Here is a 14,824-nt window from a genome sequence, read left to right as displayed (position 1 = left end):
CGCATAATTTAAGTAGCAGTAAATCGAGAAAGGACCTTTCTGTTGCAAAGAACAATAGATTTAATAAAAGCGATGCGGATTTTTTTAACCGTGGTTGAAGCACACAGCTTTAGCGGTGCATCGGGCAAGCTTAATTTAGCCACCTCGGCGGTAAGCAAACAGGTGTCGGACTTAGAAGCTTACTATGGCTGTAAATTATTATTACGTAGCACTCGTACTATGCACCTGACGGCTGAAGGTGAGCGGTTTGTGATTGAATTTAAGACTATTCTGAGTCAACTTTCAGTCCTTAAAGACAGCGTACAAAGTCGAAAAGAGCAGGTTGTTGGTCGTTTAAAGATAACCTCACCAGAAAATGCACGTGGACTGATGATTGATGAGAAAATAGCACGGTTTATGGCCGCTTACCCGCATGTAAAAGTGTGTTGGCAACAGCTAAATGATCAAGTCAATGTTATTGATGAAGGCGTTGATGTTGCGATTCGTATTGGGGCATTGGCTGACTCGACCTTGGTAGCACAGCGTTTTGCGCAGCAAGAGGTACTGATGGTGGCAAGCCCGCAGTTTTTAAAACAGCATGGTACGCCTGTGCACCCTAAAGATCTGACTAAATTACCGTGCATTATAGAAGTCTCTAATCGTCAACCTTGGCGCTGGCGTTACTGTGAGGGGGGAGAAGTTCATACTGTGACGGTCACGGGGGATCTCGAGCTTAACAACGGTGAAACAGTGGCATATTTTGCAGCGCAGGGCCACGGTGTGGCGAGGCTACCACGTTTTATGATGAAATCTTTTTTAGACAGTGGCCAGTTGGTGCCTATTTTAACTGAGTTTATTACACCACCTTTAGAAGTTTCTTTGGTGTATGCACAAGCTAGGTTAACAAACCCTGCATTGAATGCATTCATTCATTTTATTAAGCACAGTGCCAGTGACTAAAAATACGCTAACACCGTGCTAATTGGGTGAGAAATTATAGACAGTGCAATGATAGGTTGAGTGTACAATCAACTCCAACTTGCTCAATGAACATGGGGTCGTGACTGATTAATAATATAGCGCCTTTGTAATCATAGAGCGCTGCCGCTAAATGTTGTTTGCTGGCGGTGTCTAGGTGGTTATCGGGTTCGTCGAGTAATAGTATGGGCCGATTTGGCTGGTGGCTCACAATGAGCATGGCCAATTTCATTTTTTGGCCACCACTTATTTTGTCGGCCGTTATGTACACGTGCTCTGCCTTAAAGCCAATGCCAGCCAGCAGTGTGCGAGCCTCGCAGGTAGAGAGTGTCGGGCAAAAGTCGGTTAAGTTGTCTAATACGCTGCGGTTAAGTGCAAGTAGTTGATAATGTTGGTCGAGGCAAAAAACCGCTGAATTAAGCTGTAATGTACCTGATATGGCCGCTGTTTTACGTTGTAATATATTGAAAAGCGTTGTTTTACCCGTGCCATTTCCTCCGCTGATATGCCATTTCTCTCCTTCACATACAACGAGATCTATGGCGGCATTTGTACCATAAGGTAAGGTAAGTTGCAGAGCGCGTACGATGGCTTTTCTATTATGAGTAGCCTGTGTTTGTAGCGAAAAATGCGTATGCTCGGGTTGGATCTGTTTAGCCAGTAAGGTATTGGCTGTGTCTGACAACTTAACCTGCTGTTGTTGAACACTGGTTTTTTGGCGTTTACTGTTGGCGGTAGCTTGGTCTTTTTTGGCATCTAATAAGACTTTGGCTTGGCTACCTCGCTTACGTAGAGCCTTACCTTTTGCAGCACGTTGTTGTGCTTTTTCATGGTTTTTTTGAGTTTCTAATTGAAGTTTCCGTTGTTGTTTTTTTACGTGACTAATTTGTTGTGCTAACACCTGTGTGGCACGTTTGTTAGCGGCTATAAAGTCGTCATAATTACCGGAAAACGTGGTGAGGCCATGGGGTGTAAGCTCGTAAATATAGGGGATGTGTTTTAGTAGTTGTGGATCATGGCTAACAATCAATATTGGTCCATCAAAGGCATCTATTTGTTCATTAAGCCATTGTTTAGCTTGTAAGTCTAAATGGTTTGAGGGTTCATCTAAAATAAGCGCTGAGTAATTTGCATTGAACAGCTGCCAGAGCTTTAAACGGGCAAGTTGACCGCCGCTGAGTGTATTGCAGTGTTGCCAGTAGTCAGAGGGGATGTTGAGTGCTGAAAGCTGCGTACTTAAGTGCTGCGCTAAAAGCCAGTTGTCTCCTACGGTAGCAAAATCATCGGGATCGCAGCTGCCATTGGCAATGGCTTCTAGGGCTAACAAGGGCGTTGATAATCCCAAATAAGCTGCGATGCAGAGTGTTGAGTTTGGGGCAACTTCATCATGTTGTTGATCAAAGTACCCTATATTTTTATGGCAGGTGATACTGCCTTGCGTGGGTGAAAGTTTGCCTCGAATGAGGTTGACAAGCACTGACTTACCGACGCCATTACGCCCGATAAGCGCCGAACGATGAGCGTTTAAACTCCAAGATAGGTTATGAAAAAGCTGCTCACCTTGAGCTAAATTAAAGCTGATAGTGTGAATTTGAAATACTGGCATCTATTGCCTCCTGAAATAAAACAGGCGCAGTGAGGTAGCCAAAATGCGAAGTGCAGCGTACATGCCACACAAAAATATGAAAGGTATAGAGCTACGCCCACTAACCCTGTAGATCCAAAAAAAGAATGAAAATTCGGATAACAGGACTTAGTTGTTCATGACGGCGCATACTCCAAAATAAAAAGTGGGTAATAGTGTAAAGGGTTTTTCAAGGTCATTTCAAGGGGGTGATGAGAGAATGGTTTGCTTATGGTCTATATACGCTAGCCAAAAATATCAGCAGGTTGCGTGGGTAAACACAGTGATAATTTACCCACAGCTTGGATCTGTAACTTAATTGCGTGTTTTTGATTAACGGCTTAAGTCGCCAGACACACTGCCTTTGATATTGTCGATACTGACATCACCTGGGCCTGCGTCCGCAATATGCAGGCTGCCAGCGCCATTGATATAAATATCACCAGCACCATCGTCTATGGTTACTTTACCTGACACTTGCTCAATGGAAATACTGCCACTGTGATCTTCAATATCAACATTTTTACTGGTGTGCGCAATGTATAAATCACCGCTATCGTCATCAATTTTAATGTTGCCAAGTGCATTTTTAATTTCAAGGCTACCAGACCCATCTTCGATGGTTACTTCACCACGGGTATCGCGCACGGTTAAGTCGCCAGAGTCATCGACAATATTGATATCTCCTTGCGCATTTTTGATGAATAAGCCGCCTGAACCGTCGCTGATATTAACCGTCTGTACACCATAAATTTCAATGTCTCCAGAACCATCATCTATATTGATGTTTCCACCTTCATTGATGTCAATGTCGCCAGAGCCGTCGCTAATGCTAATGTGTTGAGCACCATTAACGGTAATATCACCCGAACCATCCTCAATCTTAATTTGGTTTTTCATACGCTGTATGTTGATATCGCCAGACTCATCTTCAATATCTAAAATTAAACTTTCAGGCACTGTGATTGCCAGATTAATACGGGGGCTTTGGCCACCCACCACCCATACATTACCGCTGCGTGAAGCTGTTTTTGCAACTAATTTAGCGGTGTCACCTGAGCTGTCTAAGGTCAAAGTATATTCTGAGTTCTCAAAGGTATAAATATCGGCATTTACTTTTATCTCGGTCGCTGTTGGTGAACCAATAATGGTTAATGAACCTGCTTCTAAGTTGGCGTTCAGGGTGGTTAATTGCGCCGCATCTAATACCAATTGCTGCTCTGTGTGCTGATCTGCATGTGCTGCCGAACCACCAATGTGGACAATACAGCCGCTTAACATGAATGCTGCGCATATTGGAGTAAGTAGTTTCATCATTGTGTTGTTCCTAGAATTTTTATACTTTTATTTGCTCATACTATAGCAATCATGATGCCAAAGTTTAAGTCATTGTAAAGTTTAGAGTTATTTTAAATTCGGAAGTGTGAAAATGATAAAATTGACCAATAAGTTGTGTTTTTGACTGCAAGGTTAAACATTTTGACTAATATCGTTTTTAACGAGCTTATGTGCTTATGATGCACATTCTAAGGCATACCACACTGTGTGCTCTTTGAACCATAGGCTTCATACTTCGTACATATTGTTTTGCTAGTTTTCAAGTACATCATATTTAAGGCCTTTATTATGAAAAAAAGCATTCAATCTTGCGTACTACTTGGCGCGTCTTTTATGGCTTTATCTGTACAAGCACAAGACCTTTATGATGTAAAAAAAGCCATACCGTCATTAGTGACTGATATTCGTTATTTTGGCACCGATAATTTTGTGGGTACCCGTATCACGGGTTATGCAGCCCCTAAGTGTCTATTATCGCTTGGTGCGCTCGCGGCACTCAAAGTCGCGCAAACATCGGTGCAGCAGTTTGGGCTAAGCCTTAAAGTATATGATTGCTATCGACCACAACGCGCGGTAGATCATTTTGTATCATGGGCTGAAGATTTAGATGATACAAAAAATAAAGCCAAATTCTATCCTGATGTCGATAAGTCTCAGCTATTTAAATTAGGGTATATCGCTGCCAAATCAGGTCATTCAAGAGGTAGCACATTAGATGTTACTTTAATTGATGCGCGTTCAGGCACTGAGCTTGATATGGGCACAACCTGGGATTATTTCTCGCCATTGTCTTGGCCTGCTTCGACTAAAGTTAGCTTACAGCAGCGTGCAAATCGCATGCTGTTAGCGAAAGTGATGCTTAATGCTGGCTTTAAAGGATTAAAAGAAGAGTGGTGGCACTTTACCTTGAACAATGAACCTTTTAAAGCGCAGTACTTTGATGTGGCGATCACTGATAAATAGAGATCGATATGCTTAAGGAGTTTGTCAATCGGGTTGGCAATATTTTGACAACAGAGCAATTTAAGCGAAAAATTGTGCTTTTTACATCATCATTTATGAGAGGCGGCTAAATATTTTTTGATTACACATGTTCAGTCTTATGGTTAGTGCGTGTTCTTCTCCTGCTTTTGATTACCTTCATTGGCTCTGTATTTGATTGTTGCGTTTATGCGCACTTTTTTGTGGTTATTTACAGAGCCCCTTATGTTCTCGTTAACATTTTTATGTTTTTTTATTCTTAAAAACAATGCCTAAATAAACGTCAACGTTTATCTTATAAATTTCTATCCTTGCGTTATCTACTCCTTCGTTTTGTTAATATAAATAATTTATGCTCGAAAGGCGTGCGCTGTAATAAGGCGTAATTGATCAAAGAGCCGTTTTAGATATACTGGCTCGCTGCAAGAAAAATAACAAAGTGACTATACCCTTATTTTTATAGAACTTTGCGTTTACATTTGTTATTCATTGGTATGTAAAATGCTAAATAATTATTTTCACATAATTATTTATTGAACGTCACTCCTCCGATATTTAAATATTAATCGGAGAAGTGATGTTAAATACCAGGAATTACTCGGCTGTCGATCCTCGCGCATTCAAAGGTCACAGTGACTTTTGGTTTATGTGGAGTGAGCATGAAGAGCGTATAGTAAGATGTTGCTATAAATGGTTATATAATGATGTGGATAAAGTAGAAGATGCTGTAGCTCAGTCATGTGAAAAAGCATATAAAGCATATACAAATCATAATGATAATATAGAGAATGCATTTGCTTGGCTTTGTAGAATTGCACATAATACATGCATGGATGTGCATCGAGTAAATACAAAACAACAAGAGTTAGTAAATCAAGTAACGGACCTCCCCCAAGAATTTTATTTTGCCGACAGTTATTCTCGAACGCTTGAATCAGATCTTATTCAAACAAATATCTACAATCGTTTAATGCAGCAAATAGCCCATTTACCTGCCGATTTGCGCCAGGTCGTAGAGTATAAATTTATGCATGACTTGGCCTATCCAGAAATTGCAAAAAAAATGCAACTGAGTCAAGAGAACGTCCGCAAGCGTGTTCAATTAGCAAGGCAAAAATTATCAAAAATAAGAGAAGAATATCACGCTTAGGTGGGGTTTTTATGATTTAGCGCAAGTTATGGTTAATACGTTGCGCTAATTTTTAATTTTCTTATTATTTTTACCTTATACGTGATGTGGGCATATAAAATGTGGTGTGTAACCTCCATATTCGATTTTACACATTAAGTATTTTAAATCGTGTTTCATAGTCTTTGCTTTATGTTTTCTTACTCATTAAATCAACTCACTTATATATAAAACAGCTTTTTATTTCACATATTTTGGACTGATACGTCAGCACTGTAATAGCAGTTAACACTGTTAGTAAATTCAGCAAAAACAGACTTTTGCTGTGATAACAATATTGTTCCACATTACACCATAGCGGGAGTGATGTGGCGGAGCTTATCAGGACTCAATATGATAAATGAAAGACAGTGGTATGTGGTATATACCAAATCCAACGCCGAAAAAAAGTTTACGCAACAAGTGCAGCGCTTGCAGGGCGGCTGTGAAGCTTATTTACCGCTTACAGTTGAAACTCGCAAATGGAGTGATAGAACAAAAACGATTACGGTACCATTGTTTAAATCATATGTGTTTGTTTATGTTAACGGTGATGAGTTTCAACAGCTCAAACGTATGGTGGGGTTTGTAAACTATGTGCGATTCAATAATCAACCAGCCACTGTATCAAATGCACATATACATCTAATTAAGCAGTCACTTCAATCAAGTTATGCGGTTTCATCATTAGCCAGCCGTTTAGTTCTAGGTGTAGAAGTTGAGATCATTGCTGGCAGCTTACAGGGCTATCGAGGCACGTTGATTGAACGGCAAAACAAGCAGTCTGTGGCAATAGAAGTGCGTGGCCTTGAACAAAGTATGTTGGTCACTATTCCGATAGAGTTACTTAAAGTGATAGGAGCACCGCAGTATGGCTAAATTATCGAAACATGCATTATATGCATTAAAAGCGCAGCTGATCTGCCATGAAGGGCTGCTATGTAAGCCTTACACATGCACAGCGGGTAAGTTAACGATTGGTGTTGGCCGTAACCTAGAAGACAGAGGGATCACTGAGCAAGAGGCTGAGTATCTATTGGATAACGACATACACAGTGTATTGAGTGAAGTGGCGAACGAAATCCCGATATTTAATAACGTCAGTGAAGTTCGGCAATTGGTGCTATTAAACATGGCCTTTAATTTGGGGGTAGGTGGATTAAAAAAATTCAAAAAAATGCTAGCGGCGTTATGTGTGGAAGAGTTTAACCTGGCAGCTCAAGAAATGTTGAACTCTAAATGGGCTAAACAAGTAGGCCATCGCGCTAACGAGCTTGCCGATATGATGGCACAAGGGTGATGAATGGTGAATACAACAACGCCAGATAGGAGTGCCATGGTTATTAGAGAGCGTGCGTTAGCGCTCAGTATTTATGAGCTCGGTCATGCTTTAAAAGCTGGTAGCGACGATATTGAGCAGCACACACAACGACTGCATTATGCATTGTCTGAATTGGCAGAAACGGATCGTTTCAGTGATCTGCAAACGTGGTTTAGATTGACGGACGCTGAGCTTGAACTCGTGGTACTCGTGTATATTCAAACGCTTGAACCAGATTGTTTGGCTCCATTTTTGGGGCTGAACTGGTTTGAACAAGGTCCTACATTAAGCTTAGATAAACTCCTTACACTGCAAAGCAGTGCACTTAATAAACGGGCACTTCTCGCCGATGGTATTGGTGCGTCTACGGTATTTAATTTAGGATTATTAAGGCAAGCGAGTACTCAGATAAGTATTTGTAGTTCAGTCGACATTGCACCGTATATACAGCAATACCTTCACTGCGGACATGTGCAGCAAAATGATGCATGTTTATTTTCTCTGCTTGAATGCATGGAGGTAGACCCTGCATTTCGTTGTCTTTATCCACAACAGAGTCGCATTGCTCAAAATACAGTTTTAAACAGTGCTGATGGACAGTTTTCACTTTGGTATGCCAGCCAGTTGGCCTCTGATGCACAGTATCAATTTAGTGTATTTCTTGACGAGACGGCCAACGATACCCTGAGCGATAAAAACGTGATACCAAACACAAACAAGTATTATGACTCTCAGACTATTTTGACAGAACTTGCTGAACTGATTGTAAAAAGTGAAGGGCAACCAGTAGTCGTTTACTGGCCTAACTGGGTGCAGTATTTACAGGCCTCTTATCATACATTGCTTAAGGTTTTAGCACAGTTCCCACAAATATTTATTGTTTCACATACCCATATATTGCCAAAGAATCGGTATACGGCGCGTGTAAAAGTATTAACCATTGAGGCACCTTCTAACGCAAACATTGTGACGGCATGGCACAAGCTGGCACCTGAGCCATATCGTACGGATATAGACAGCGCGAAGCTGTTAGCATCGCATTATCCAGTTGCGATGTGGCAGATGAATTTGCTTGCCCAGCAGGCGATTAAAACAAGCAGCGAGCCGCACACCTATTGGTCTGTATTGCAAGCTTTGTGTTTGGAATCGCAAAGTGAAGCATGTGAGGACTTAGCGAAACTATGTCAGCCCCGCTTTGTATTGGCGGATATGGTGTTATCTCCTCATATCGAAAATCCAATGAAAGAGTTGGTTGCAAGAGGGACGTTACAAGATGAATTAGAGTCTCGTTTACCGCGACTTAACACTGGGTGCAAAGCCTTGTTTTGGGGGAAGCCCGGGACTGGAAAATCTATGGCGGCAGAAGCGATTGCCGGTGAACTTAAGTTACCGTTATATGTGGTGAATTTGGCCAATATTGCCAGTAAGTGGATTGGTGAATCAGAGAAGCATTTAGCTCAGCTGTTTGACGCTGCTCAGCGCAATAATGCCGTACTGATGTTTGATGAAGCCGACGCTATTTTTGCCAAGCGCAGTGACGTGGAGTCAAGTCATGACAAGAATGCCAATATGGGCGTAAGTTATTTGTTGCAGCGCATGGAGCATTACACTGGATTATTGTTGTTAAGCACAAACTATAAGTCGAATTTAGACGATGCATTCTTGAGGCGTTTTCATAATGTGATTGAGTTTACTTTACCCAGTAAAAGAGAACGTGTTGAACTTTGGTCTCGGAGTTTATCAAATAATGCGGAGTATGACTTATTAGATGCAACAGCGGCGCTTGCGGAGCAATTTGAACTCAGTGGCTCACAAATAATGAATATAACAGAGACTGCATTATTACAAGCTTTAATGGCGAACCGCTCTTTAATTAGTCGAGATGATATTGCCTCTGCTTTGAAGCGAGAGCTAGAAAAGCAGCATGCAGGGTTTATGGCTCAACAAGATATTTCAACGTGGTTACAAGGAGATTCACATGGATCCAACGCTGGTCTTTAAACTACAAAAAGCATTAAAAACATTTATAAATGAACGTATTTTAGCACTTACGGATGGGCAGGTTGATCAAGATGTCCAATTGAGTTTTAGGGTGCCTGATAAGTCATTCTTTGACAAGGTAGTGAATAACGTCCCTACTGTAAATTGTTATTTAATTGGCGTAGGAGAAGACATAAATCGACGCCAAAGTGAGATCCCTCGTATGCAAGTAAATGATACGCAAACGGGCAGTATCTATTACAAGGAGCCAAAGTTTGTAACCTTGACTTACATGCTGACAGCGTGGAGTAAAGATGATGAAAAAAGTGCTGAAGTGGAACATTTGATATTGAGCTATCTGCTCTGTGGGTTAGGGCGTTATGACTTTTTGCCTTCGGAAATATTAAACGCTCATAATATTCAACTTAACCCTTATGGTATTCGAGCGCAGTTATTTGGTAATGAGCAAAGTGACAAAGTGAGTGGGCAAGTATGGCAAGCATTGGGGTCGTCACCTAAACCCACATTATTATATTCTCTTTCGTTGCCAATACCTGTCTTTGAGCCCATTGAACTGCCAATTGTTCGAGAAATTAATAACCTACTAGATCAACAATCATAAACCTCAGCTCTAGAGCGTTTAACTATCAAAAACCCTAAACTTTAATTTACCCGTAGGTGCATAGCTAACGCATGCCCCGCGTCTCACATCTGAGAGAACAACCCAAGGGACAAACATGAAACATTCAGATCTGAATACCAGTATTAGAGAGCATTTTTCACGCGGAGATATACCCACTCAAGAACAGTTTGCTGAACTGATTGATGCGGCAACGGATAATCGTGCCACGTTTAGTTTAATGGCACATTTGTTCGGTATAACAACAGATTGCGTTATTACAGACGAGCTAGATTCACTCTCTGGCAACTTACATGATGATAGCACTATACAAAGTTACCACTTAACAGAAGGAGAGTCGGTGCTGGTTTACTTGCAAGATGACTCTACTGTAAACGGGGTTTACAAAGTATTTGCTGCTGAGGACCCGCCAACGCTTGAATTGCACAAACAAAATCTTAACGTCGGCACGGGGATGCTTTTAAAAGCGAATCGTTCTAAAGAGGGATCAGCAAGCTTTTACGTTTACGCTCAAGTTGGCGAGGATAGCAGTGCTTACGCATGGCAGTTGCTAACAAACTTTGATATCCCAGAGTATATGGCTCCTTATTTGCGAAATGCACGGTTGCCAGAAAAGATTGATTTGACAAAAAATGGCATTGATTCGAAAGTCACGGCGAAGTTATTTTCCGGCCAATTTGAGGGAGATGGCAGTGACATTCATTCGTTAAATGCCGATGAACTGACATCAGGGAAAGTACCGTCAGCACGTTTTAGTTTTTCGAGCGTAGATGATATTCGTAATGGGGTAACCGATAAAGTATTTAACTCTGAACTGGGGACTTGGTTTAATCATAAACTAGAATCATTAGCGTGCCCGGTGTTAAAAAATACACCTGTGCGCTGCGTTGAAACCTCAGTATCGATAGATGTGTTGCAGCCGCCTACCCACATCGATAATGTCTTACTTGAGCATAATGATTACGTCCTGCTTAGTGCGCAACATACACCAAGTCAGAATGGGGTTTGGCAGCTTGATATGCATACTTCTCCGGCACGACTTAACGCGGTAACTGTCGGTGAACTCTCTACTCTATCGACAGGGGATGCGGTTGCAATAGAGCAAGGTAATACTCATCGAGGCAGTGTGTTTGTGGTGTCTGCAGAGTATATCAACGACGATATGACGGATTACTATTGGCAGCCAGTGTCTTCTTTATCAACAGTAGGTGGCGGATTAAATAGCGACAATAACCTGATCAGTGTCGACTTTGCGTCGGCACTTGATGTACAAAGCCGAGAAACTGAAAAAGTGGTCGATGCTGACGTATTGGGCTTAACCCTTCAACAGACATCAACCATATTGAGCGATGATTACACTGCTAAGATTGATACTGAGAAAGCACGCATTGATAGTATTCTTGCTGCAAGTGATGCCGATAAAGATTCTTTTGCTGAAATAGTGGCGTTAATTAACTCGGTAGACACTGAGTCAGACGAAGCTTTTGCCGGGTATGTACAAAGTAATGACTTACGCAGTACGCAAATTGAGCAAGGTTTGGCAATAGAGTCGCAGCACCGTAGCGAACAAGATACGACATTCACAGAATCCCTTGCAACGGAATCGCAAGCGCGCATAGATCAAGGGTTAGCCATCACTGAAGCATTACAAACTGAAACCGATACCCGAACGGCAGAAAGTGCAGCGCGTTACACCAAAGGTGAGTCAGATAGTCGGTATGTTCTGAAAACGGGTGACACACTCAGTGGACCATATAATGTGACTGCGGCGAGCTTGGTAGGCGACCTTAATGTACAAGGTGCAATTGTGGCGAGTAAAGACGTGACCGCGTTTTCAGATGCGCGCTTAAAAAGCGATGTGAGCAAGATAGAACGTGCCCTTGAAAAGCTGACGCAGTTAGACGGGGTGACATTTTCTCGAACCGATTTAGAGGATGGCCGTAGGTATTCAGGGGTTATCGCTCAGCAAGTTGAAGCTATTTTTCCTGAGGTTGTTCATCAAGAAGGGCTCTATCTATCGGTGGCATACGGCAATATGGTGGGGCTATTGATTGAGAGTATCAAAGAGCTCAATAGTAAAGTGACTCACTTAGAAAATAAGCTGAATAACGTTGATAATGTGTCAACGATGTAATTTAAGGAAACGAGTATGCCATTGCAAAATAGCGGACCTATTTCACTTGAGGACATTGCACTAGAGTACAGTGGTGAGCGCCCTCATGCGTTAAGTCTTTATAGCGAACACCTAGAGAAGACACAAGGACAGACCATTGCTATAAGTGAGTTTTATGGTCGTTCAGCAAACACCATTGTGTTATTAGATAAATCATATGATGTATATACTTATCGGCAGAGTACCATTCCCATTGCCAATATTCTTGCAGGGAGTTTTGATGAATATAGTGATGGTCAGGCTGCAATCAGGCTGGTCGCTGTATCTAATGCACAATTTGGCACAGTGAAAATTGAGGGTGTGAATGTGGTGTTTACGTCATCAAGCGACGCGGACAGCGCAGCCAGGTTTGATTACGTTGTTGAAAATAGTATTGGCGTAAGAAAAACACATTTTGTCACGATGAATGTGGTGGTCATTCCACCACTTATATGTAACCCGGACACGTTTAGTTTACAGCAGAGTGAATCATTGTTCATCAGTGCTTCAGAGCTGATTGCCAATGATGAAGATAGCTCAGGTTCTGGGATCACATTACAGGCGGTTAATGCAGCTGTTGGTGGCCATGTAAGCCTTTCAGGTAATACCATTACGTTTGTCTCTACTGGGCTTGCGGAGCAACCCGCAGAATTTAAATATCAGGTCAAAAATGGCCTAAACCAGCAGCAAACAGGGACTGTGTTCATAAATGTTACCCCGCTTCCAGAGCTCGAAGCCTTTGTATATCGGACGCAATCCGAAGTGTCGAGTACCATTGCGAGTTACAGCCCTCCCACAATGGAAGATGTATTCAACAGTTGGGGCCGGTTTGCTGGCGCAGCTTATTTTCCTGATGCAAGTTCAGCAACCGGTGAAGCCGCAGATTGGCAATTTTTACGCTCTCCAGATCGGGTTTCTATGCCCACCAATACCGGCGCTGGCTGTGGCTTTATCTCACTTGATAAATTAGACAATTTCTCTTTTGAGGCAACGCTTACCTCGCCTGATTCAGACGACGATACGATTGGGCTAATTGTTGCTTTTGTGCGTGAAGGTAGCGTCAATAAGTTCTTAGCGTTGGTCAGAACCAAAGGGGGCATGGGGCCAAATCAAGGATATGGGTTGATTTATAGTGAAAATGGACCTTGGCCGCCCACTTGGGTCATTAACGATATCAATATTGATGGCGTTGCGGGCGGGTTTAGTGGCGCTCAAACGCGGGTGAAAATACAGCGTCAAGGCGATGTAATTACGTGTTATACCACTAACTGGAATGATGTAAACAATTACCAAGCCGCATCAAAAATAACGGTTGATTTAAATAGTGACAGTCGACTTAATGTATTTAAAGGGGCGCAACAATACGGCTATTACACTCATTCGCAAGCAGGCTCTACTTATTTAGATATTGAATTTAATGGTGGCCTAGATACAAGTAAAATCTATGATATGCAGAATAACCAGTGCTGGGAGTACAGCGATAATCGCTGGCAAGTAGTGCCGGGCACTATTCAAAGTCATTTAGGCTATATTCGCAAAGTGTTTAACCCCGAAACATTAGAGCGATACCTAATATCAAGCGGTTCGGTAACACGGTTAGGTCGCTTAGTTGACAATGCACAGTGGCAAGATGAAAAGTTACTTGATCAGCGTCAATATACACTTGGTGATCAAAATTTAGGGCAAAATGGCGCGGGAGTGGGTGCGCGAGTGTTAGGATTATATGCCCAAGGTACAGAAGAACGTAACGCGTTAATTGGAAAACCTACGCTCCTAACCACATCGGCACATAGCCATAATGTAAATACCCCCGGTGCTAATAATCTCGGCACACAAGATTGGTTCGCAGATAAGGGTATTGATTTAATTGGCACTAACTATGTGGGGGGGACGGTAGTGATTGAAGGCGGTATTGTTGGTCGTATTACTGCAATTGGTAACAACAATGGCACCAGTGCGTATGTTCACTATCAGGTTGTATCGTATCGTTTGTTCGATTTAACGGCTTAGCGTTGCGCTCATTCATTTTAAACATTGCATAGCTTTTCTATCTAATAAAGTGGATTGATGGCACTGTTATTATTTTAATCTACCTATTTTCAATTAGTTAATGCTTATTTTGCATTGGCTTGATCAGTCGTGCATATGTTTTGTTGACATTGTATGCACTCTATTTAATAAACAGGAGGCCTTTATGGCGAATACACTCTCTCTATCAGCTCGATTAGCGAGTTTACAAGGTAATGTACCAGGACGAGAAGACAAAATCATTGATAATGCGGTGCGCGCAAATTCGCTCTACCGTTATTTAGGCATTATTCAGCAGGTGGAGACTGTTGAAGAGGTTGATACGCCGCTACCAGCATACGCAAATCCACAGGTTGAAATTGGTCAATATGTATTATTAGCGGGCCAAGCTGCGAGTTTAGAAAATGGTATTTATAAACTCGATGTCACTGGTGATTTAATCAAAGTTGACCGTGCTTATGATGTAGGCAACATGGTCGATGACTTAAATCATAACAATGACGAACAAACGGTGCTTTGGCGATTAACCAGTAAGGACGATGTATCAGGGCAAGTTTGGAGCAAAGAAATTTACCACGATACACCCCCTGTAGCTGTGTAGCGTATATAGAGTAGCTCAATATAATTATGAGCTA

General features: G+C 41.9%; 12 protein-coding genes. 10 read left to right on the top strand and 2 right to left on the bottom strand.

Annotation, left to right across the window (positions count from 1 at the left end):
• Window positions 1-42: 42 nt before the first annotated feature.
• Window positions 43-939 (top strand): LysR family transcriptional regulator, encoded by an 897-nt coding sequence (locus BGP78_RS07495; RefSeq protein ID WP_119860816.1) that lies wholly within the window; start codon window positions 43-45, stop codon window positions 937-939.
• A 34-nt stretch (window positions 940-973) separates the two neighbouring features.
• Here the strand turns inward: BGP78_RS07495 and BGP78_RS07490 are convergent, their stop codons facing one another.
• Together BGP78_RS07490 and BGP78_RS07485 are read right to left on the bottom strand one after the other, a co-directional pair.
• Window positions 974-2,563 carry an ATP-binding cassette domain-containing protein gene (locus tag BGP78_RS07490; RefSeq protein WP_119860815.1) on the bottom strand — a complete coding sequence of 530 codons (1,590 nt, stop codon included), beginning with the start codon at window positions 2,561-2,563 and terminating at the stop codon, window positions 974-976.
• A 351-nt stretch (window positions 2,564-2,914) separates the two neighbouring features.
• Window positions 2,915-3,898 (bottom strand): DUF4097 family beta strand repeat protein, encoded by a 984-nt coding sequence (locus BGP78_RS07485; RefSeq protein WP_119860814.1) that lies wholly within the window; start codon window positions 3,896-3,898, stop codon window positions 2,915-2,917.
• Window positions 3,899-4,207: 309 nt separating this feature from the next.
• Here BGP78_RS07485 and BGP78_RS07480 point away from each other — a divergent pair, with 309 nt between their 5' ends.
• The 9 genes from BGP78_RS07480 to BGP78_RS07440 all read left to right on the top strand — a co-directional run bounded on the left by BGP78_RS07480 (window position 4,208) and on the right by BGP78_RS07440 (window position 14,790).
• The gene (locus tag BGP78_RS07480) at window positions 4,208-4,882 is read left to right on the top strand and encodes a M15 family metallopeptidase (protein WP_119860813.1); all 675 of its coding nucleotides are present in this window, start codon (window positions 4,208-4,210) and stop codon (window positions 4,880-4,882) included.
• 595 nt (window positions 4,883-5,477) lie between these two features.
• Window positions 5,478-6,050: an RNA polymerase sigma factor gene (locus BGP78_RS07475; protein ID WP_119860812.1), complete on the top strand. Its 573-nt coding sequence runs from the start codon at window positions 5,478-5,480 to the stop codon at window positions 6,048-6,050.
• 372 nt (window positions 6,051-6,422) lie between these two features.
• Window positions 6,423-6,947 (top strand): UpxY family transcription antiterminator, encoded by a 525-nt coding sequence (locus tag BGP78_RS07470; protein ID WP_119860811.1) that lies wholly within the window; start codon window positions 6,423-6,425, stop codon window positions 6,945-6,947.
• Window positions 6,940-7,368, top strand: coding sequence for a glycoside hydrolase family protein (locus BGP78_RS07465; protein WP_119860810.1), 429 nt, complete (start codon window positions 6,940-6,942; stop codon window positions 7,366-7,368). The genes BGP78_RS07470 and BGP78_RS07465 overlap by 8 nt, the downstream gene beginning before the upstream one ends.
• A 3-nt stretch (window positions 7,369-7,371) precedes the next feature.
• Window positions 7,372-9,390 carry an ATP-binding protein gene (locus BGP78_RS07460; RefSeq protein WP_119860809.1) on the top strand — a complete coding sequence of 673 codons (2,019 nt, stop codon included), beginning with the start codon at window positions 7,372-7,374 and terminating at the stop codon, window positions 9,388-9,390.
• The gene (locus BGP78_RS07455) at window positions 9,368-9,991 is read left to right on the top strand and encodes a Pvc16 family protein (RefSeq protein ID WP_119860808.1); all 624 of its coding nucleotides are present in this window, start codon (window positions 9,368-9,370) and stop codon (window positions 9,989-9,991) included. Before BGP78_RS07460 ends, BGP78_RS07455 begins: the two co-directional genes overlap by 23 nt.
• Window positions 9,992-10,106: 115 nt before the next feature.
• Window positions 10,107-12,143 carry a tail fiber domain-containing protein gene (locus BGP78_RS07450; protein ID WP_119860807.1) on the top strand — a complete coding sequence of 679 codons (2,037 nt, stop codon included), beginning with the start codon at window positions 10,107-10,109 and terminating at the stop codon, window positions 12,141-12,143.
• Window positions 12,144-12,158: 15 nt separating this feature from the next.
• The gene (locus tag BGP78_RS07445; protein WP_119860806.1) at window positions 12,159-14,171 is read left to right on the top strand and encodes an Ig-like domain-containing protein; all 2,013 of its coding nucleotides are present in this window, start codon (window positions 12,159-12,161) and stop codon (window positions 14,169-14,171) included.
• Between the two features lie 184 nt (window positions 14,172-14,355).
• Complete coding sequence (locus BGP78_RS07440) at window positions 14,356-14,790, top strand: hypothetical protein (RefSeq protein ID WP_119860805.1); 435 nt, start codon at window positions 14,356-14,358, stop codon at window positions 14,788-14,790.
• Window positions 14,791-14,824 lie beyond the last annotated feature (34 nt).

The organism is Pseudoalteromonas sp. MSK9-3, assembly GCF_003590335.1.
GTDB lineage: Bacteria > Pseudomonadota > Gammaproteobacteria > Enterobacterales > Alteromonadaceae > Pseudoalteromonas.
Note: the sequence above shows the minus strand (reverse complement) of the source record. Positions and strands in the feature narration are given on the sequence as shown.

Bases quoted from the DNA above. Each gene is read 5' to 3' on its own strand.
- BGP78_RS07490 (WP_119860815.1), bottom strand. From the start codon at position 2,563: ATGCCAGTATTTCAAATTCACACTATCAGCTTTAATTTAGCTCAAGGT.
- BGP78_RS07485 (WP_119860814.1), bottom strand. From the start codon at position 3,898: ATGATGAAACTACTTACTCCAATATGCGCAGCATTCATGTTAAGCGGC.
- BGP78_RS07480 (WP_119860813.1), top strand. From the start codon at position 4,208: ATGAAAAAAAGCATTCAATCTTGCGTACTACTTGGCGCGTCTTTTATG.
- BGP78_RS07475 (WP_119860812.1), top strand. From the start codon at position 5,478: ATGTTAAATACCAGGAATTACTCGGCTGTCGATCCTCGCGCATTCAAA.
- BGP78_RS07470 (WP_119860811.1), top strand. From the start codon at position 6,423: ATGATAAATGAAAGACAGTGGTATGTGGTATATACCAAATCCAACGCC.
- BGP78_RS07465 (WP_119860810.1), top strand. From the start codon at position 6,940: ATGGCTAAATTATCGAAACATGCATTATATGCATTAAAAGCGCAGCTG.
- BGP78_RS07460 (WP_119860809.1), top strand. From the start codon at position 7,372: ATGGTGAATACAACAACGCCAGATAGGAGTGCCATGGTTATTAGAGAG.
- BGP78_RS07455 (WP_119860808.1), top strand. From the start codon at position 9,368: ATGGATCCAACGCTGGTCTTTAAACTACAAAAAGCATTAAAAACATTT.
- BGP78_RS07450 (WP_119860807.1), top strand. From the start codon at position 10,107: ATGAAACATTCAGATCTGAATACCAGTATTAGAGAGCATTTTTCACGC.
- BGP78_RS07445 (WP_119860806.1), top strand. From the start codon at position 12,159: ATGCCATTGCAAAATAGCGGACCTATTTCACTTGAGGACATTGCACTA.
- BGP78_RS07440 (WP_119860805.1), top strand. From the start codon at position 14,356: ATGGCGAATACACTCTCTCTATCAGCTCGATTAGCGAGTTTACAAGGT.